The following is a 16,265-nucleotide window of genomic DNA, read 5'->3' as shown; positions in this document are numbered from 1 at the left end:
AGTGGTCAGGTCACCCGGTGTATCGGAAGACGGCCCGTTATGGGCTGATCCTCCACACGTTGCGTCACCGACCCGAGTTGGCCGACAAGGTTGCGGCGTTCGGTGTGGTGGTGGACGGGGTGGGGTCCACGTCGGGCGGTTTGGAGGGCTGGTACTCGGCCCGCTACCCGAAGGCGGTGCCGTCATGAGTCTTGATCGTGAGTTTGAGCCGGACTGGGTGGACGACTACGACATCGAGTCGGACGAGCGTGACCCGGACGTGGAGCGTGACCGGGCATGGGCCGACGAATCGGATCGCCTGTACGAGGAGTGCCGCGACCGGCAGATGGGGTGGGACCAGTGACTGACCCTATGGAATCCCTCGCCATCCGGGTCGGGGAAATGTCCGTCGCCGTTGACGACCTCGAATATCTTCTCGCCGCCCTGGATAGCGGCAACCAGTGGGAGATCGACGCCGCAGTCAGGCGAGCCGTCACCACCCTCAACACACTTAAGGACAAGCCATGCTCCCCCGCCATGCAGTGGTGATGGACCGGGACGGCGACCTGTGGACCTGCCCTGACGAGGCCGAAGACCGCTGGTACTGCGCCACTCAGCACGACACGCACGGTGTGCCCGCCGAGGAGATGTTGGCCGCGTGCGGGCCGCTCGACGTGCTCGTGCATCGGCACCGAATCGAAGCAAAGGAAGACAAGTGAGCTCTCAGGAGATTGGCCGCCGGCTGGCGGTGTTGGAGTGGATGGCCCGCAAGATCAAGGACCGCCAGGAGGTGGAGAAAGCGGCGTATCAGGACGAGAAAGTCGGTCGGGGTACTGACTACATCGTTGACGACGAGGGCCGGGAGATCGGTTCGTTGCAGGTGGCGAAGGGCCGCAAGTCGGTCTCTGTCGATATTGCGGATGAGGCTGCGGCGCTTGCGTGGGCGGTGGATAACTTCGGCGAGTCGGTGATCGGGTTGTCTGCTGCGGGCCGGAAGTCGGTGATTGAGGCGGCTAAGCGTGGCACGCCGGTTCCTGGTGTGGATGTGGTGGAGAAGACGGGTGATCCGTCGGTGCGGTGGGTTCCGCATAAGCCCGGCCATGAGGATGGCGGTGCTGACGTGTTGGTGGAGTCGATGCTTTCGCGTGGCCTGCTGACGTTGGATGATGCCCTCGCGATCGAGGAGGGTCGACCATGACGTCCATCTATCAGGCTCTCAACTCAGTCATGCGTGACGTCCAGGCCGTGCGTAAGGGTGAGCGGAACACGCATGGCGGGTTCAATTTCCGCGGCATTGATGCGGTGACGAACGCTGTGGGTCCGGCGTTGCGTGAGCACGGTGTGATCGTGGTGCCGAATGTTCTGGACGCGCAGTACGACGTGGTGCATGTGGGGCAGAAGCAGACCGTTATGTCACGTGTCGCTCTGCGTATCGAGTGGAAGTGGTTCGGCCCGGAGGGTGATTCGCTCACGTGCATCACGCAGGGCGAAGCTTTTGACAGCGGCGATAAGGCGACGGCGAAGGCGCACAGTGTGGCGTTCCGTACGGCGATGTTGCAGACGCTCTGTCTGCCGACGGATGAGAAGGATCCGGACGTCGACACGTACGAGCGTGCCGCCGCCCCTACTGGTCAGGATCAGCTGATCACGGCTTTGTCGGAGATTGGTGTTGAGCCTGGCGCGTTTGCTGCGTGGGCGATCACTCCGCAGGGCTGGGACACGAATGTGCGGGCGCTGGACGATCGTCAGCTCTCTGCGTTGTCGACGAGGGTGCGGGCTGAGGCTGACAAGGTGAAGGCCGGCGTCCAGGCGGTGACGGCATGACTATCACTCTGACTGACCTCTTCTGCGGAGCGGGCGGATCCTCAACCGGCGCGATCCAGGTCCCCGGAGTCGAGGTGCGGGCCGCATCGAACCACTGGCAGCTCGCCGTCGACACCCACAACACCAACCACCCGGACGCCGCGCACATCTGCGCGGACCTGTCCCAGATCGACCCCGCCTACTTCCCGCGCACCGACATCCTGTGGGCGTCCCCGGAGTGCACCAACCACTCGGTGGCCCGCGGGAAGCGCCGCGAGTTCGCGACCCCCGACATGTTCGGCGACCTCCTCCCCGACGAGGCAGCCGAACGGTCGAGGGCGACGATGTGGGACGTCCCCCGGTTCACGGAGTACCACCGCTACCAGGCGGTGATCGTCGAGAACGTCGTCGATGCCGCGAACTGGCTGCCGTTCAACGCGTGGCTGGCAGCGATGGACTCGCTCGGCTACGACCACTCCATCGTGTACCTGAACTCGATGCACGCCCACCACATGGGTGTGGGTGCCCCGCAGTCCCGGGACCGCATGTACGTGGTGTTCTGGCGGCAGGGGAACCATCGCCCGGATCTCGAGCTAGTGACCCGCCCGGATGCGATGTGCGACATGCATGGGCCGGTGAAGGCGATGCAGTCGTGGAAGCGTCACGATCGTCTGCCTTGGGGCCGCTACCGGGCGCAGTACGTGTACCGGTGCCCGTCGGTGGAGTGCCGCAATCAGATCGTCGAGCCGCTGTTCCGGCCGGCCGCGGACATCATCGACTGGTCGCTCGAGGGGACGCGGATAGGTGACCGGGCGAAGCCTCTGGCACCGAAGACGATGGCGCGGATCCAGGCCGGGATCGACCGCTACTGGGCGCCTGTCGCGGTGCCGGTCGAGGGCCGGGAAGGCAAGCAGGCTGCCCCGGTGTCGGGTCCGTTGCGGACGATGACGACCCGCAATGAGACGGGGCTGGCGGTGCCGTTCATCGCTGAGCTGCGTGGGGGCGGGTCGAAGCATCGACCAACCACCGATCCCCTGTGCACGGTCACCGCGTCGGGGAACCATCACGGTCTGTGCACGACGGATGCGCTGACGATGACCTACTACGGCAACGGCGGGGTGCGCCCGGCGGACGATGAGTTGTCGACGGTGACGACGGTGGAGAAGCACGGACTGATCATGCGGAACAACCGCGGCGGCGCGGAGATGTCGACGCCGGTTTCGGAGCCGACTCGCACGATCACCACGACCGGGCATCAGTCGTTGCTCGACGCTCACCGGCCGACTGTGGACATTGATGATGTTCGCTTCCGGATGCTCGAGCCGTCGGAGATCATCGCGGCGATGGATTTCCCGTCCGGGTACACGGTGCTGGGGAATCGCCGGGAGAAGGTCCGGATGGCTGGGAATGCGGTTACTCCCCCGGCGGCGCGGGATCTGGTCGCGGTGGTCGCTGACTCGCTGGGGGTGACGGCATGAGTGACGTGCTGAACCCGGTGCAGATCGAGCAGTCGATCCGGGACGTGGCGAACCGCATGGCGAAGGGTGTTGCCGTCTGCTCTGAGCGGTACGGGCTGTACCTCGAGACGGAGCACGCCCACGACCTGGCGTATGCCCGCGCTTACATGGCGCATGACGGGGCCGCGCACGAGAAGAAGTACGCGGCCACTCTCAAGACGGCTGATGAGCGGGCGGCTCGTGATGCCGCTGACGTGGCGTACCGGCACGCAGACCGCACTGCTCGCGCTCTCGAGGCTGAGCTCCGTGCTTGGCAGTCGATTGGGGCGTCTGTCCGGTCGATGTACTCGGTGGCCGGGAGGGGTGAGGGCGCATGAGCGTGTCGGCTTTCTCTGATGTGGTGCGTGCCCGTGTCATGGCCCGCTCCGGCGGGTTCTGCGAGGTGCGGGTGGCGGGGTGTTGGGACGAAGCATCCCAACTGCATCATCGCCGGCCCCGCGGTCTCGGTGGGTCGAAGAACCCGGCGACGGGGCAGGCGAGCAATGGACTCATGGTCTGCCTTCCCTGTCATAACTATCTCGAGACGGTCGAGCGTGCCGAAGCGCGTGACCGTGGATGGATTGTCCGGCAGGGCCAGGACCCGCGTGAGATCCCCGTCTACAGGTACCGGCGGTGGGTGCTTCTTGATGACGAGGGCGGTATCGCCCCGGTGGAGGTGACGGCATGAACCCGACAGTCGAAACGATCATCCGCGACTACCAGCGGCAGCTCGCAGCAGCCCAGGCGGAGAACGAGACGTTGCGTAAGCGCTTGTTCGCCGCGGATCGGCGGGACGAATGGACGCAAGGCCTGCTGCGGCAGTTGAACCGGAAGGTGGCAGCCAATGTCGCGTAGTGGTGCTAGGCATCCGGTGTCGCGGGTGGTGTTCCCGAGGTTGCGGGCGGAGACGTTCGCTGAGGCGCCGTGTCATACGGAGGACGAGAACTTGTGGGAGCCGGTCCGTGATGGGGAGCCGGATAAGGCGGCTCGGGTGCGGTGGCGTGAGGCCGCGGAGTTGTGCGGCTACTGCCCTGCCTTGGATGCGTGTGCCCGTCTGGCTGATGCGCAGGAGTCTCTGTCTGGTGTGTGGGCGGGTCGTGTGCCCCGCATCAAGGGTGAGCGCATCCAGGGTGAGCTCATCAAGGGCGACCTGATCGGGTGCGGGACCCGGGCTGGGTATCAGCAGCACAGGCGGGCCGGTGAGGACGCGTGTGGCGCGTGTTCGGCGGCGAATCGTGCGTATTCGAAGGAGTACAACGCTCGCAGGAAGGCGGGTGTGGTGTGAGCAGTTTTGTTGAGCCTCGGTTGTTGCCGGCGGTGCGTCGGGACCATTGGACGCTGCCGGATGAGCAGGTTGGGTTTCGTTTGTCGGATGCGCGTGTGGAGCGCCGGGAGGAAGCACGCCGGCGGACACAACCAAGGAAGGAGGAACGACCATGAGGATCCGCAGTATCAAGCCCGAGTTCTGGCGATCTCTCGACACCGCCCGCTACGACTACTTCACCCGCCTACTGTTCATCGGCCTCTGGTCGTACGTCGACGACAACGGGGTCGGGAACGACTCGGTCGACCTTATCCGGGCGGACCTGTTCCCTCTCGACTCGGCCGACAGTGAGCTCTCACGGAGCATTCACGGAGGGCTCACTGAGCTCTCAAACGGGGGTCAAATCGTGCGCTACGAAGGCCCCGACAGGCGCCGATACCTCTACGTCCGTAAATGGGAAGAGCATCAGCGGATCAATCGCCCATCCAGGTCGACAAAACCGCTCCCCACCAGCAACGACACAGACACTCACGACACCCTCACTGAGCCGTCAGTGAGCCCTCACGACACCCTCACTGAAGGCTCATCCCCGGAACAAGGGAACAAGGGAACAAGGGAACAAGGGAACAAGGGATCGAGTGAGCCGCGCAAGCGCGGCGCTCGCGGGACTCGCCTCTCCCCCGACTGGAAGCCCTCGGCCGAGCTCATCGAGCAGATGCGGGCTGAGCGGCCCGGCATCGACTTCGAGGCCGAGCACCGGAAGTTCGTCGACCACTTCCTCGCGGCGCCTGGGCAGAAGGGCGTGAAGGTCGACTGGTCGGCCGCTTGGCGGAACTGGATGCGCCGTGCTCACGAGTTCACCCCGAAGCAGTCGGGGCGCCGGGAGAACACGATCGACGCGTGGTCCACCCCGGCAGGCCAGCCGGCGATGGACTTCATCGACGGTGAGGTCGTCGAGTTCCGGAGGGCGTTGCCGTGATGGACATCGAGTTGGCGAAGCACATCCTCCGCAAGGGCAAGGCGCTTGCCCCGGACAGGTTCCCGCAGCCGTCGCTTGAGGTGGCCCAGGCGTGGGCGGGGGCGCTCGGTTCGCCGGAGTTTCCGCCGGCGCTCTGGTCGGAGTCGGTGGATCTGTGGGCCACGACGCTCGTGGGTGACCGGATGTGCACCCCGAAGGAGCTTTTCCAAGCCGCTCTGGTCGTCCGCGATCGGTGGGATGCCGTCCCGGAGAAGAAGCAAGTGCTGGACGAGTTGCGGGTCGCTCGGGCTAACAGCTTCTACGCGAGAAACGGCCTGGATCCGATTACGGCGGCGGACCTGCCCCAGCATGCGGGCAGGCCACCGGAGGCGCTCACAGCGCGTTCTGGGCGGCAGCAATCACAGCCGGAGCGCATCGGCGCGGCCGGAACATTCATCAGAAGGAGCCAGCAATGAGGCACGAACTCATGACGGACTGGTCGGCCCAGGATCCGGACGGGACGCGATTCCGAGTGGCGTGGCTAGACCTCTCCGAGCCGAACGCTGCCTACGTGCTGACGGGCCGGGAGGGCATGCACCTCACATCCCAGCAGTGCCGTGAGGCGGCAGCACACCTGACGGCACTTGCCGAGCAGTGGGACCGCAACCAGGTGGCCCACTTCCTGATGCACCAAACCGAGGAGAACTGACCATGAGCGCCATGTTCGGGCGAATCCCGGCGACGTGGGCAGTCCGCGCCGACTACGCGTACGAGGACCGATATGGCGGCGGCACGGACGGCGAGAAGGCCGAAGCGTTTGACCGCTGGCTAGACCAGGTCCGCGCCGACGCGTGGGACGAGGGCCGCAAGGCGGGCGTGGACGACATGATCGCCGCCGAACTCGGCACATTCCGGAGCCGCAAGCCCAACCCATACCGAACCATTAAGGAGAACTGACCATGCCTAACCAGATTCGTATCGAGGGCAACCTCGGCAAAGACAGTGAGCTCAGGTACATCCCGAACGGCCGTGCCGTGCTGGTGTATTCGATCGCCGCCGACCAGCAGTCGCGCAAGAACGAGCAGGGCGGGTGGGAGCAGACCGGCCCGACCCTGTGGCTCGACTGCGAGCTGTGGGGCGACGAAGCCGAGCGGGTGCATGAGAAGGCTGTGAAGGGTGCCCGGCTGGTGACGTTCGGTCATCTGAAGTGTGAGACGTGGGATGACAAGCAGACCGGGGAGAAGCGGTTCAAGGCGAAGGTTGCGGTGGATGCGGTGAAGGTGTTGCCGCCCCGCAATCAGCAGGGCCAGCAGTTCGGCGGGCAGCAGCAGGGCGGGTTCCAGCAGCAGCAGCAGGACGACCCGTGGGGCAGCACGCCCGGCCAGCAGCAGGGCTTCGGCCAGTCCGACGACGAGCCCCCGTTCTGATGTCGCGCTCACGATCGTCGGCTAAGGCCGCCGGCTCCCGCATGGAGCGGATGGTCGCGGACTGCCTGTCCCATCACGTCGACGACCGGGTCGACCGCCGGGTGAAGACAGGCGCGGCGGACAAGGGCGACATCGGCGGGTTGCGCACCCACACCGGCAAGCGCGTGGTCGTCGAGGTCAAGGACTACGGCGGCCGCTACCTCATCGGCCCCTGGCTCGACGAAGCCGAAACCGAACGCATCAACGACGACGCCACCGCCGGCGTAGTTATCGCCAAACGCCGCGGCATCACCGACCCCCTTCAACAGGTCTGCGTCATGCAGGTCGCCGACCTCATCGCCCTCATCACCGGGAGCAGACCATGACCACCCCCTCCGGCACCTCCAACGCCGCCATCACCTGCCTACTCGCCGGACAACTCGACGACACCCACCTCGGCAAGCACATCGCCTTCTACACGGGCGGCAAACGCCAGTTCGGTGTCCTCGAATCCATCTACCGACCGAAGCAGGGCGTCCGCACCCTCGGCCTGTCCTCCGGCCGGCACCGCGACGTCACTGCCACCACCGAGATCGACGTCATCACCCAGGAGGCAGAACAGTGACCGCACTCCCCGGAAACCCGCACAATCTGTGCGTCGACGACCTCAACGACCAGGTGAACGACTGGCTAGAGAGGGAGGGCGAGACAGACGCGACCATGACTGCTATCGCCCTCGCGGCCAACACCCAAGCAGTCCTGGCCCTGGCACATGAGCAGCGCACTGCCACGCTCTTGCAGTTCCTCATGTGGGAACCGACCCGTGGCCTCGATACGACTGGTGCCGAGTTGCAGGAGCAAATCGTGCAGCGACTCGGATTGAGGGAGGACCAGTGACCGCCCGCGACTCGGTGGCCCGCGACTGGCTCGCCCACATCCCCTACCTGCCGGCCTGGTCTGGCTGGCCGACAATCTCACGTCTCGCGGAAGGAACCCCGACATGGTGAACAAATGGACCGCAGAGCAACTCATGCACGAGTTGAGCAACCCGGACCAGGAGAAGGTGGCGCTGGACGAGGCCCGCATCAAGGCGAACATTGAACGCAATGAGGCGCAGCGCGAGGCGGATCGTTGGCGTCGTGCTCACGGGATTGTGGAGCAGGAACGCGACCAAGCACGTGACCAGTGGAAGAAGTGGGAGCACGAGGCGCGGGAGCGGGCCAACCGCGCCGAGGACGCCGAGCGGGAGCGGGATGATCTGCGCCGCCAGGTTGACGATCTGAAGGAGCGCCGTCGGAAGCACGCGACAGAGCGGGAGGCGTGGACTCGGAACCGGCGAGAGTTGGAGTCGGAGCGTGATGCTGCGGTCGCCCGCGCCGAGCAGGCAGAGAACGCCCGCGACACCGCCGCCACCCGCGCCGAGCAGTTGGAGAAGGCGCTCGCGGGGTCGCGTGACGCTCACCAGCGGTCCGCCGATGCGCACATGGAGTGGAAGGCCCGCGCTGAGGCTGCCGAAGCCCGACTGGCTGACCCGTACAGTCAGACGAACCAGGACGCGGCGGCATGGAAGCGCATCGCAGATCACCCAGCACTGCGGATGGACCTCCTGCCCGAGGCAGACCACACCTACGCGGGCCGCGTGTTCGAGCGCATCACGTGGCTTGCGGAGACCGCTGAGGCCGTTACGGAGATGAAGCCCGCCCCCGCCGTCACCCGCGAGGACGTAGAGGGCGCAATCAGGGCCGCTTATTTCCAACGCAGATTCGGATACACCAGCGGAGACATTGAAGTCTCGACCGATGCCGTGTGCGACCTGTTTGGTGTCTCGACTGGGCAGGGCACCGACCCGGTGCTGGAGAAGGCGCGGGAGCTCGCCCAGGCCGGGGGAATCGACTTTGACGAACAGGAGCCAGAAGGCGTGGAGATGCTCATCGGCATGGCCCGCCACGTTCTCGGGCAGGAGGCAGACCAGTGATCGAGCAACTCCGACAGTCGACCCCCACGGCACGCAAGGCTCACCACTGCTCACTGTGTCACGGGACCATCTCCGCTGGCGAAACCTATACGCGCTCCAGCAACGTCTTCGACGGCCACGTCTACGACTTCCTCACATGCCAAGGGTGCGAGGCCGACCGCATCCTGGGCCGCGTCTACGACTGGTGTGGTGACCCAGATGAGGGCGTGAGTTTCGACGACGCTATCGAGTGGGCCACAGATCACGCTGAGCATGGGGGTGGCGCGGCTAAGGGTGCCGCCTCTAGGTACCTCGACCGCTATCGCAAGGTGAGGGCCGACCGATGACGGCCCGTGAGCGTGTGGCCCGCGTGTGGCACGCGGGGTCGGATCACGCCAAGGACGGCAGCCCGTTCGGTGGGCCACTGTGCAACTGCTGGCGGGTGGCAGGACGGATCATGCCCATGCTCGACCACGCATGGACCGAGGGGTGGGCCGAATGCTACGAGTGGCTACAAATGGCCCCTGCCAGCCAGCCAGAACCGACCAGTCCCTACGAGGCCGAGGAGGCCCATCATGTCGATCAGTGACCCGATAGTGGATAACGCCTGGCACGCGGTGTACAGCATCGAGAGCCGCCACCACATTCACGGCACCCAATGTCTGTGCGGTTTCCAGTCCCACAAATCCCGCGACCGGACGAAACACATCGTGCGGATCGCCCTGGCCGAGTTCCTGGGCACTGACGTTGCCGAGGCTGTCGAACGTCGCGAGAGGGGCGAGTAGTCATGTCGATCAGTGACCGCACGTGCCCCGAGTGCGACAACCCAGTTGACGCTGACGGCGTGACCACGGGGGAATGCGCAGCCGGGAAGAGTGACTGTGATGAGTGTTTCTACTGCTACTGCGATGGGAGTTGCTGATGTCGATCAGTGACCGACTCGACCAGATCGAGCGCAGAGCATCTAGCGCCACCGACGGACCGTGGGTGGCGTACCCGAACGATCAGACCCCCGGCATCTCCCACGTCGACATTCCGGGGTCGATGCACCCAACGGCGTGGCCTGGCAATGCCGAGTTCATCGCGGACGCCCGCACTACGGTCCCGGCCCTGGTGGCTGCTCTCCGGGCCGTCCTCGACGTGTGCGAGGGGCTAGAGGAAGCGTACCGCGCTAACCCTGAGCAGGCTTACGAGTACGGGCTGGAAGAGGCTGCACACCAGGTACGCAACACCATCGCTGCCGCTCTCAGGGAGGAATCGTGACCACCGTGTTCCGGGCGCACTCCCCCAGCCGCAATGAGGGCACCATCGTCACCGACGACCGCACCTGGGCGGCAGGTGTGGCGGGGACACGTAACCAACTCTGCGCCGTACACCCCGACCACACACCGGATTGGGTTGTGCAGGCAGGCCACGTCGAATGGGAGACACCATGACTGACACATTCCTCGACGACCACCGAACCCAACTCCTCGCCGGCGACTGCACTGTCATCGCCACATCCTCAACCGAACTGCTCCGCATCGCACGACGGGAGACATCACCACCCGGAGGAAGGGCAGCCCGCAACCCCAACGTCCCCGACAGTCGACCACCACTCAACATCGGAGCCCTGTCCGTCTCAGAGGAAATGACCGCCTGCCTCAAAGGCTGGTGCGACAACCTCCGCACCGACACCGGCATCCCCATGCCCACCATTGCCGACGTCGCCGGCTACGCCTTGCATCTGCGCTACCACTCCCACCGGGTGGCACAGCAGCCGTGGGCTGAGGACTGCGCCACCGAGGTGGGCCGCTGGGCACGCATCGTCCAAACGATCACCACCCCACCACCGGAGAAGCTGCTCGCCGACTACACCCCGGAACAACGCCGCGAAGGGATGACCCACGCGAAGGTCGACGCCCCCACCTGCGCCGAACTGGTAGCCGAATGGACACACGGCCAGTGCAAGCCGACCGCCGACATGATCCGCAACTGGGGCCGACGCAACCATGTGACCAGGTTCGGCCCCCAGCCGGGCAAGGGTGTGTACTCGCCGCGGGAGGTGATCGCCCACATGCGCCGCCAGAAAGCGAAACCTGCTTGACCTGCACTGTCTGAACTGTGTGCTAGACTGACGTCTAGAGCGAGCCCCGTCCCCATTGGATGCGGCTCGCTTTAGTCGTATCCCGTGACCACACCGGGCCACGACCCCTAGTCTCCCGGTCGTCGCCGTCCGCGCTCACTCCCCCACTGGCCCCGCCATCGAGCGAGGGCGCGATACACACGCGACACGCGACCGACCGGGCCAAACCACACGAGGAGCGGACAATGCCTGAGCTCGCAAAGAAGATCACCATCGACCGCAAGCAACACAAGGTGTACATCGACGGCATCGAGTTCCCCTACGCGATCGCAGAGCGCGGCCCCGACGTCGAGAGCGTCGACGAGGCCCACGCCATTCCGATCGTGTCGCTACCGATCCTCACCGCGGACCTCGAGATCATCCCCAAGGGTGAGCCCTCCATCTCTCCGGACGTGCTGGCACAGTCGAGACTCGACAAGGCGTGGCGCACCGAGATGACCACACCCAATCCAGAATCTAGATAGCCAAGGACCGGCCATGTCCACCGGCACGACAGCACGCGGGTACGGGTACAGGGAACACCAAGTCCACCGCGACCGTCTCATGCGCACACACCGCGACGGCACACCATGCCCCGCGGTCATCAACGGCGAACACTGCGGCAAACCCATGTGGCGAGACAAGACCCGCAACTACGACGGCATGGCCCTCGAAGCTGACCACGAAGACCAACTCCAAGACCAGACCAGCCGCCGCGGACACAAACCCTCACGGCTAACCCACGGACGATGCAACCGCCGCATGGGCAGAGCACGCCAACTCGAACGCCAAGCCGCCACAGCGACACCCAGCGACCCCCACGGCCTCCCCAGCGGAGTGCAACCCCTCATCTGACCCACCCCCCACAAATCTTGAAGGGGTACCGCTCCTGACAGCCCCCCGCCGGTAGTCAGGCTTTTTTGTACGGCCCGAAAAGTTGCGGGTTTGGAGGTGACGGTGGTGGACGAGTTCGGCCCGGGTGGGACGGAGTTGCACGGGGCGCTGTCCCGGCCGGATGACGAGTACTCGACGACGTCGCTGGTCGTTGAGGCGGCGCGCATCAAGGATCGTCTGGATCGGCTGCACGCGTTGACGTCAGGTGATGCGGATTCATGGTGCCGGGTATTCCGTTCGGACTTTGACGGGGAGTTGGTGCTGAAGCTGGACACGGCGGTGTCGGAGCAGCGGCAGTTGACGACGGTGTTCCGACAGCTCCTTGCCGAAATCGAGAGAAGGCAGGGCGATGACGGCGGTGCGGGAGATGGAGGCGACGACCTCGCTGGGCTCTGACTTCTGGTCGGCGGGGATGGAGTCGTGGCCGACGCTGACCGGTCGTCAGGAGCCGCATCATCTTGTCGCCACTCCGGGCGACTGGTCGTTGGGCGAGAAGACGATCACGTTAATGGAGCGGATCCGTCATCCGTTGATGCCGTGGCAGGGCGGGTCTGTTCGGCTGATCGAGGCGACTACCGCTGAGGGGCGGTGGACGCACACCGACGGGGTGCTCATCTGCACGCGGCAGAACGGTAAGTCCGAGCTCGTTTCCGCCGTCATCATCCGGCGCACCATGCTGGCAGGGCACAAGGTGTTCTACACCGCCCAGAGGTGGAAGACCGCGAAGGAGATGTACGAGCGGACGCTGGCGATGATCTGGTCCCGACCGTCGTTGCGCCGGCGGATCGTCAAGAAAACGTGCTCCCAGGGCGAGGGAGTCCTGGTGTTCGACAACGGCGGTACGGTCACGTTCACGACCCGCTCCCCCGATACAGGTCGGGGCCTGACCAAGCTGGACCTAGCCGTCTACGACGAGGCGTACAACCTCTCCGAGGGCGAGATGTCCGCGCTGAACTACGCGCAGGACGCCGCCGAGGATCCGCAGACGCTCTACGTGTCATCGGCGGTCAACGCGGATGAGATGCCGAAAGGCGAGGTGCTGTCCGGGCTGCGTCGTCAGGCGTTGGCCGGGGATGACCCGCAGATGTTCCTCATCGAGTACATGGCGCCGGAAGACATGGACCGCATGGATGAGGCGACGTGGAAGTACGCGAACCCGTCTTACGGCGTGATCAAGACCGCGGAGAAGATTCGGAAGAACATGCGGGGCATGGCAACCGACCGTGGCCGACTCGCGTTCGACGTTGATGCGCTGGGCCGCGGCGTCTGGTTCGAGGAGCGGGCCGCCGCTGACGAGTTCGGCCCGGAGATTGATCTGGATGTCTGGGGGCAGTTGGTGGATCGTTCCCCTGTCCGTGCCGGGCACTTCGTGTTGGCGGTGGAGGCGACCCCCGATGAGAAGTTCGCGTCGATCGCCCAGGGGGTGAAGACCGCGACCGGTGTTCACGCTCAGGTGATCTATCACGGCCCGTTCGATCGTGCGGAGATCGTGTCCCGCATCAAGTCGGTCAAGGCGCGTGAGACGCCGACCGCGGTGCTGTTGGATCCGAAGTCCGCGGCCGGCGCGTTCCGGATCCCGCTCGAGGACGCGGGGATCGAGGTGACGTCGATGACCCTGACCCACGTGAAAGAGGCGTGCCGCGACTTCCTCGTCCAGGTGCGTGAGGGCAAGGCCACTCACGACGACGATCCTCGGCTCGTGTCCGCTCTTGAGCAGGCCCGACTCCGGGAGTTCTCTGACGGGTCGAAGGCGTGGGAGCGCCATTCGGGTGAGGTGTCGCAGTTGGTGGCGCTGACTCACGCGACGTGGGGTGTGTCGGTGTTCAAGCCGCTGGTTGTGAATGCGGCGCCGTTGAAGTCGGTTCCTGCGGTCCCGGTTGGTTCGGGGTCGTCGTGGCAGTCGATGAGTTTCTAGGGGGTGAGTATGGCCGACACTACTGAGACTGGGTATGCGAAGCCGGTTGGGGTTTCCCGTCTGGCGGAGACGAACTTCGAGTTGAAGTGGCCGCAGTCGGTGCGGCAGTACTCCCGCATGGTGCGTGAGGACGCGCAGGTGAAGAGCCTGATCAAGGGTGTCACGTTGCCGCCGCAGCGCACGACGTGGCGCATTGACCCGAATGGTGCGGACGTGGCGCGGGTGCAGTTGGTGGCGGAGGATCTTCGACTGCCGGTGTTGGGTGATGATGGCTCGAATCCGGTGTCGTCGTCGGGTGGGCATGTGTCGTGGCAGGAGCACCTGTACTGGGCACTGCAGTCCCTCACCTACGGTGTGATGTTCTTCGAGAAGGTGTACAAGATCGTTGACGGCCGGGACAGGTTGTGGAAACTGGCGCCGCGGATGCCGGACACGATCGCGAAGATCAACATCGCTGATGACGGCGGGCTGGAGTCGATTGAGCAGAATCCCCGCCCTGGGGCGAGGGACGCGAAGCCGATCGTCATCCCTGTGGAGCGACTGTTGGTGTACGTGCATGACCCGGTGGTGCAGGACTGGACCGGGACGTCGATGCTTCGGCCCGCCTACAAGCATTGGGTACTCAAGGACCAACTGATGCGTCTCGAGGCGCAGGTGCTTGAGCGCAACGGCATGGGTGTGCCGGTGTACACGACGGCCAACCCGGAAGACCGGGAGGAGCTGGATCGGGGCCAGAAGCTTGCGGCTGGTCTGCGTGCCGGGTCGGAGGCCGGGGCGTCGATCCCATTCGGGGCGAAGCTGGAGATCGCGGGCACGAAGGGCCAGCTCGTGTCGCCGCGTGAGGCGATCGACTTCCACAACCGGGAGATCACGAAAGCCGGACTGGCGCACGTCCTGAACTTGGACGGCAAGGGCGGTTCGTACGCGCTCGCTGAGACCCAGTTGGACATGTTCATTCAGTCGCTGCAGACGATCGGTGAACAGATCGCGACGGTCGCGAACAAGTACCTGATCGAAGAGATGGTCGACATCGCGTTCGACTCGACTGGCGGGCCGTACCCGCGGCTGGTGTTCGATCCGATCGGCTCCAAGAAGGAACTGACCGCCGAATCCCTGTCGATCTTGACGAACTCGGGCGTGATCTTGCCGGACAAGGACCTCGAGGAAGAAGTTCGTAGGCGGTACAGCCTGCCCCCGAAACGACCACTGCCGAATCAGACGGAGGATTCATGAACCCGTTCATCACCGATCCGAACCGGTCGCGGGCCGAAGTGACTGCGACGGTCACTGATTCCGGGGTGGCGACGATCCGCTTGTACGACCCGGTCGACTCGTGGGGTGGCCCGTTCGGTGTGTCTGCGAAGGAGTTCGTTGACACGCTTGACGCGCTGCCTGACGAGACGGAGGAGATCCGGCTTCTCATCAACTGCCCGGGCGGCGAGGTGTGGGAGGGCATGGCGATCTACAACTCGCTGCGCTCTCACAAGGCCCGGATCGTGACCATCGTGGAGGGGCTGGCAGCGTCGGCGGCGTCGTTCATAGCGATGGCCGGCGACGAGGTCATCATGCGTCCCGCGTCGGAGATGATGATTCACGACGCGTGGATTGTCGGAATCGGCAACGCCGAGGGTCTGCGGGAGATCGCGGACCGTATCGACGCGGAGACGATGCTTATCGCTGAGATCTACGCCGAGAAGGCGGGCACTCCGGCGGACATGTGGCGTGAGGCGATGCGGGCGGAGACGTGGTTCTCCCCGACGGAGGCGGTCGAGGCCGGGCTGGTGGAGCGGGTCGAGTCCGGCGTCCCCTCCCCTGCCGCGTCTACGAACAGGTTCAACCTCGCGTCTTTCAACTACGCCGGGCGCCGTGAGGCTCCCGCCCCGGCAGTTCAGACTTCCTCCGCGCTGGCGGAGGACAACAGGAAGGAGAGCAGCATGGCTGATCTCATGAACGAGCTCCGCCAGCGCCTCGGTGTCGCCGACGCTGACGCTGACGAGGGCACGATTCTGGCGGCTCTGGATGAGGCGCTGAACGAGCGGGCCGCAGACGAGGACCCCGCCGAGGACCCGTCCGATGAAGCGGATGAGACGCCCGACGAGGACGATCAGGGCGACGAGGCCCCGGCCAATACCGTCGAGCCGGACGATGAGACGGTTGTCCTCGACAAAGAGGTCTACGCCGACCTCCTGGCTCGCGCCGAGAAGGGCGACGAGTTCGACGAGAAGACCACCCGCGAGGACGCCGAGGAGTTCGTGCAGAACGCCATCGACGCCGGCAAGCTGTCCGCCGCGTCGAAGGACCGGTGGGTGACTCGTGTGCTCGGTGATCCCGATGACGCGAAGGCCCGCATCAACCAGATGGCATCCGGGCGAATCCCTCGCGAAGAGGCCGGCCGCGGTGGCAGCGATGCTGACACCGGCACCTCGAACGAACTGTCCGCTGCCGCTGATCGTGCGGGTATCGCCGCACGTCCCAAGCTCTGAGGAGAAGCC

31 protein-coding genes are annotated in these 16,265 nt (G+C 65.2%); all 31 read left to right on the top strand.

Annotated elements, in window-relative coordinates:
• Positions 1 to 17: 17 nt before the first annotated feature.
• The 31 genes from OPF83_RS02935 to OPF83_RS02790 all read left to right on the top strand — a co-directional run bounded on the left by OPF83_RS02935 (position 18) and on the right by OPF83_RS02790 (position 16,256).
• Complete coding sequence (locus tag OPF83_RS02935) at positions 18 to 188, top strand: hypothetical protein (protein WP_264885716.1); 171 nt, start codon at positions 18 to 20, stop codon at positions 186 to 188.
• On the top strand, positions 185 to 343 hold the full coding sequence (locus OPF83_RS02930) for a hypothetical protein (protein WP_264885715.1): 159 nt from the start codon (positions 185 to 187) through the stop codon (positions 341 to 343). Before OPF83_RS02935 ends, OPF83_RS02930 begins: the two co-directional genes overlap by 4 nt.
• Complete coding sequence (locus OPF83_RS02925) at positions 340 to 528, top strand: hypothetical protein (protein ID WP_264885714.1); 189 nt, start codon at positions 340 to 342, stop codon at positions 526 to 528. The genes OPF83_RS02930 and OPF83_RS02925 overlap by 4 nt, the downstream gene beginning before the upstream one ends.
• Complete coding sequence (locus OPF83_RS02920) at positions 504 to 698, top strand: hypothetical protein (RefSeq protein WP_264885713.1); 195 nt, start codon at positions 504 to 506, stop codon at positions 696 to 698. Before OPF83_RS02925 ends, OPF83_RS02920 begins: the two co-directional genes overlap by 25 nt.
• Complete coding sequence (locus OPF83_RS02915; protein WP_264885712.1) at positions 695 to 1,177, top strand: hypothetical protein; 483 nt, start codon at positions 695 to 697, stop codon at positions 1,175 to 1,177. The genes OPF83_RS02920 and OPF83_RS02915 overlap by 4 nt, the downstream gene beginning before the upstream one ends.
• Entirely contained in the window at positions 1,174 to 1,803 is a 630-nt protein-coding gene (locus OPF83_RS02910) for an ERF family protein (RefSeq protein ID WP_264885711.1), read from the top strand. Before OPF83_RS02915 ends, OPF83_RS02910 begins: the two co-directional genes overlap by 4 nt.
• Complete coding sequence (locus OPF83_RS02905) at positions 1,800 to 3,260, top strand: DNA cytosine methyltransferase (protein ID WP_264885710.1); 1,461 nt, start codon at positions 1,800 to 1,802, stop codon at positions 3,258 to 3,260. The genes OPF83_RS02910 and OPF83_RS02905 overlap by 4 nt, the downstream gene beginning before the upstream one ends.
• The gene (locus OPF83_RS02900) at positions 3,257 to 3,616 is read left to right on the top strand and encodes a hypothetical protein (protein ID WP_264885709.1); all 360 of its coding nucleotides are present in this window, start codon (positions 3,257 to 3,259) and stop codon (positions 3,614 to 3,616) included. The genes OPF83_RS02905 and OPF83_RS02900 overlap by 4 nt, the downstream gene beginning before the upstream one ends.
• Entirely contained in the window at positions 3,613 to 3,966 is a 354-nt protein-coding gene (locus OPF83_RS02895) for a hypothetical protein (RefSeq protein ID WP_264885708.1), read from the top strand. Before OPF83_RS02900 ends, OPF83_RS02895 begins: the two co-directional genes overlap by 4 nt.
• Positions 3,963 to 4,133, top strand: coding sequence for a hypothetical protein (locus tag OPF83_RS02890; protein WP_264885707.1), 171 nt, complete (start codon positions 3,963 to 3,965; stop codon positions 4,131 to 4,133). Before OPF83_RS02895 ends, OPF83_RS02890 begins: the two co-directional genes overlap by 4 nt.
• On the top strand, positions 4,123 to 4,563 hold the full coding sequence (locus OPF83_RS17445; RefSeq protein WP_375546197.1) for a WhiB family transcriptional regulator: 441 nt from the start codon (positions 4,123 to 4,125) through the stop codon (positions 4,561 to 4,563). Before OPF83_RS02890 ends, OPF83_RS17445 begins: the two co-directional genes overlap by 11 nt.
• A 151-nt stretch (positions 4,564 to 4,714) precedes the next feature.
• Positions 4,715 to 5,521 carry a hypothetical protein gene (locus OPF83_RS02885; RefSeq protein ID WP_264885706.1) on the top strand — a complete coding sequence of 269 codons (807 nt, stop codon included), beginning with the start codon at positions 4,715 to 4,717 and terminating at the stop codon, positions 5,519 to 5,521.
• On the top strand, positions 5,518 to 5,976 hold the full coding sequence (locus OPF83_RS02880; protein ID WP_264885705.1) for a hypothetical protein: 459 nt from the start codon (positions 5,518 to 5,520) through the stop codon (positions 5,974 to 5,976). Before OPF83_RS02885 ends, OPF83_RS02880 begins: the two co-directional genes overlap by 4 nt.
• Positions 5,973 to 6,209 carry a hypothetical protein gene (locus tag OPF83_RS02875; protein ID WP_264885704.1) on the top strand — a complete coding sequence of 79 codons (237 nt, stop codon included), beginning with the start codon at positions 5,973 to 5,975 and terminating at the stop codon, positions 6,207 to 6,209. Before OPF83_RS02880 ends, OPF83_RS02875 begins: the two co-directional genes overlap by 4 nt.
• A gap of 2 nt (positions 6,210 to 6,211) precedes the next feature.
• Positions 6,212 to 6,457, top strand: coding sequence for a hypothetical protein (locus tag OPF83_RS02870; RefSeq protein ID WP_264885703.1), 246 nt, complete (start codon positions 6,212 to 6,214; stop codon positions 6,455 to 6,457).
• Between the two features lie 2 nt (positions 6,458 to 6,459).
• Positions 6,460 to 6,927, top strand: coding sequence for a single-stranded DNA-binding protein (locus OPF83_RS02865; RefSeq protein ID WP_264885702.1), 468 nt, complete (start codon positions 6,460 to 6,462; stop codon positions 6,925 to 6,927).
• Entirely contained in the window at positions 6,927 to 7,292 is a 366-nt protein-coding gene (locus OPF83_RS02860; protein ID WP_264885701.1) for a hypothetical protein, read from the top strand. The genes OPF83_RS02865 and OPF83_RS02860 overlap by 1 nt, the downstream gene beginning before the upstream one ends.
• Positions 7,289 to 7,531 carry a hypothetical protein gene (locus OPF83_RS02855; protein WP_264885700.1) on the top strand — a complete coding sequence of 81 codons (243 nt, stop codon included), beginning with the start codon at positions 7,289 to 7,291 and terminating at the stop codon, positions 7,529 to 7,531. Before OPF83_RS02860 ends, OPF83_RS02855 begins: the two co-directional genes overlap by 4 nt.
• A complete protein-coding gene (locus OPF83_RS02850; RefSeq protein WP_264885699.1) occupies positions 7,528 to 7,803 on the top strand; it encodes a hypothetical protein in 276 nt (91 codons plus the stop codon). Before OPF83_RS02855 ends, OPF83_RS02850 begins: the two co-directional genes overlap by 4 nt.
• Positions 7,804 to 7,906: 103 nt before the next feature.
• Positions 7,907 to 8,881, top strand: a complete 975-nt coding sequence (locus tag OPF83_RS02845) for a hypothetical protein (RefSeq protein ID WP_264885698.1) — start codon at positions 7,907 to 7,909, stop codon at positions 8,879 to 8,881.
• A complete protein-coding gene (locus OPF83_RS02840; RefSeq protein ID WP_264885697.1) occupies positions 8,878 to 9,207 on the top strand; it encodes a hypothetical protein in 330 nt (109 codons plus the stop codon). Before OPF83_RS02845 ends, OPF83_RS02840 begins: the two co-directional genes overlap by 4 nt.
• Entirely contained in the window at positions 9,204 to 9,449 is a 246-nt protein-coding gene (locus OPF83_RS02835; protein WP_264885696.1) for a hypothetical protein, read from the top strand. Before OPF83_RS02840 ends, OPF83_RS02835 begins: the two co-directional genes overlap by 4 nt.
• Complete coding sequence (locus tag OPF83_RS02830; protein ID WP_264885695.1) at positions 9,436 to 9,645, top strand: hypothetical protein; 210 nt, start codon at positions 9,436 to 9,438, stop codon at positions 9,643 to 9,645. Before OPF83_RS02835 ends, OPF83_RS02830 begins: the two co-directional genes overlap by 14 nt.
• Positions 9,646 to 9,781: 136 nt before the next feature.
• Positions 9,782 to 10,123 (top strand): hypothetical protein, encoded by a 342-nt coding sequence (locus OPF83_RS02825; protein ID WP_264885694.1) that lies wholly within the window; start codon positions 9,782 to 9,784, stop codon positions 10,121 to 10,123.
• Complete coding sequence (locus tag OPF83_RS02820; protein WP_264885693.1) at positions 10,120 to 10,296, top strand: hypothetical protein; 177 nt, start codon at positions 10,120 to 10,122, stop codon at positions 10,294 to 10,296. Before OPF83_RS02825 ends, OPF83_RS02820 begins: the two co-directional genes overlap by 4 nt.
• Positions 10,293 to 10,946, top strand: coding sequence for a hypothetical protein (locus OPF83_RS02815; protein ID WP_264885692.1), 654 nt, complete (start codon positions 10,293 to 10,295; stop codon positions 10,944 to 10,946). The genes OPF83_RS02820 and OPF83_RS02815 overlap by 4 nt, the downstream gene beginning before the upstream one ends.
• Before the next feature lie 224 nt (positions 10,947 to 11,170).
• Complete coding sequence (locus OPF83_RS02810; protein WP_264885691.1) at positions 11,171 to 11,449, top strand: hypothetical protein; 279 nt, start codon at positions 11,171 to 11,173, stop codon at positions 11,447 to 11,449.
• 475 nt (positions 11,450 to 11,924) lie between these two features.
• Positions 11,925 to 12,254, top strand: a complete 330-nt coding sequence (locus tag OPF83_RS02805) for a hypothetical protein (protein WP_264885690.1) — start codon at positions 11,925 to 11,927, stop codon at positions 12,252 to 12,254.
• Entirely contained in the window at positions 12,208 to 13,773 is a 1,566-nt protein-coding gene (locus tag OPF83_RS02800) for a phage terminase family protein (RefSeq protein WP_264885689.1), read from the top strand. Before OPF83_RS02805 ends, OPF83_RS02800 begins: the two co-directional genes overlap by 47 nt.
• Positions 13,774 to 13,782: 9 nt before the next feature.
• Positions 13,783 to 15,006, top strand: a complete 1,224-nt coding sequence (locus OPF83_RS02795) for a DUF935 domain-containing protein (RefSeq protein WP_264885688.1) — start codon at positions 13,783 to 13,785, stop codon at positions 15,004 to 15,006.
• Positions 15,003 to 16,256 (top strand): head maturation protease, ClpP-related, encoded by a 1,254-nt coding sequence (locus tag OPF83_RS02790; RefSeq protein WP_264885687.1) that lies wholly within the window; start codon positions 15,003 to 15,005, stop codon positions 16,254 to 16,256. The genes OPF83_RS02795 and OPF83_RS02790 overlap by 4 nt, the downstream gene beginning before the upstream one ends.
• Positions 16,257 to 16,265 lie beyond the last annotated feature (9 nt).

It is taken from the genome of Dietzia sp. NCCP-2495 (assembly GCF_026011735.1).
GTDB lineage: Bacteria > Actinomycetota > Actinomycetes > Mycobacteriales > Mycobacteriaceae > Dietzia.
The sequence above is the reverse complement of the archived record's forward strand: the minus strand, read 5'-3'. Positions and strand labels throughout refer to the sequence as shown.

Coding starts and splice junctions, on each gene's coding strand:
- OPF83_RS17445 (WP_375546197.1), top strand. CDS start 4,123: ATGTCGCGTAGTGGTGCTAGGCATCCGGTGTCGCGGGTGGTGTTCCCG.
- OPF83_RS02810 (WP_264885691.1), top strand. CDS start 11,171: ATGCCTGAGCTCGCAAAGAAGATCACCATCGACCGCAAGCAACACAAG.
- OPF83_RS02835 (WP_264885696.1), top strand. CDS start 9,204: ATGACGGCCCGTGAGCGTGTGGCCCGCGTGTGGCACGCGGGGTCGGAT.
- OPF83_RS02905 (WP_264885710.1), top strand. CDS start 1,800: ATGACTATCACTCTGACTGACCTCTTCTGCGGAGCGGGCGGATCCTCA.
- OPF83_RS02845 (WP_264885698.1), top strand. CDS start 7,907: ATGGTGAACAAATGGACCGCAGAGCAACTCATGCACGAGTTGAGCAAC.
- OPF83_RS02795 (WP_264885688.1), top strand. CDS start 13,783: ATGGCCGACACTACTGAGACTGGGTATGCGAAGCCGGTTGGGGTTTCC.
- OPF83_RS02825 (WP_264885694.1), top strand. CDS start 9,782: ATGTCGATCAGTGACCGACTCGACCAGATCGAGCGCAGAGCATCTAGC.
- OPF83_RS02790 (WP_264885687.1), top strand. CDS start 15,003: ATGAACCCGTTCATCACCGATCCGAACCGGTCGCGGGCCGAAGTGACT.
- OPF83_RS02830 (WP_264885695.1), top strand. CDS start 9,436: ATGTCGATCAGTGACCCGATAGTGGATAACGCCTGGCACGCGGTGTAC.
- OPF83_RS02860 (WP_264885701.1), top strand. CDS start 6,927: ATGTCGCGCTCACGATCGTCGGCTAAGGCCGCCGGCTCCCGCATGGAG.
- OPF83_RS02865 (WP_264885702.1), top strand. CDS start 6,460: ATGCCTAACCAGATTCGTATCGAGGGCAACCTCGGCAAAGACAGTGAG.
- OPF83_RS02870 (WP_264885703.1), top strand. CDS start 6,212: ATGAGCGCCATGTTCGGGCGAATCCCGGCGACGTGGGCAGTCCGCGCC.
- OPF83_RS02900 (WP_264885709.1), top strand. CDS start 3,257: ATGAGTGACGTGCTGAACCCGGTGCAGATCGAGCAGTCGATCCGGGAC.
- OPF83_RS02910 (WP_264885711.1), top strand. CDS start 1,174: ATGACGTCCATCTATCAGGCTCTCAACTCAGTCATGCGTGACGTCCAG.
- OPF83_RS02855 (WP_264885700.1), top strand. CDS start 7,289: ATGACCACCCCCTCCGGCACCTCCAACGCCGCCATCACCTGCCTACTC.
- OPF83_RS02930 (WP_264885715.1), top strand. CDS start 185: ATGAGTCTTGATCGTGAGTTTGAGCCGGACTGGGTGGACGACTACGAC.
- OPF83_RS02815 (WP_264885692.1), top strand. CDS start 10,293: ATGACTGACACATTCCTCGACGACCACCGAACCCAACTCCTCGCCGGC.
- OPF83_RS02895 (WP_264885708.1), top strand. CDS start 3,613: ATGAGCGTGTCGGCTTTCTCTGATGTGGTGCGTGCCCGTGTCATGGCC.
- OPF83_RS02890 (WP_264885707.1), top strand. CDS start 3,963: ATGAACCCGACAGTCGAAACGATCATCCGCGACTACCAGCGGCAGCTC.
- OPF83_RS02875 (WP_264885704.1), top strand. CDS start 5,973: ATGAGGCACGAACTCATGACGGACTGGTCGGCCCAGGATCCGGACGGG.
- OPF83_RS02800 (WP_264885689.1), top strand. CDS start 12,208: ATGACGGCGGTGCGGGAGATGGAGGCGACGACCTCGCTGGGCTCTGAC.
- OPF83_RS02920 (WP_264885713.1), top strand. CDS start 504: ATGCTCCCCCGCCATGCAGTGGTGATGGACCGGGACGGCGACCTGTGG.
- OPF83_RS02885 (WP_264885706.1), top strand. CDS start 4,715: ATGAGGATCCGCAGTATCAAGCCCGAGTTCTGGCGATCTCTCGACACC.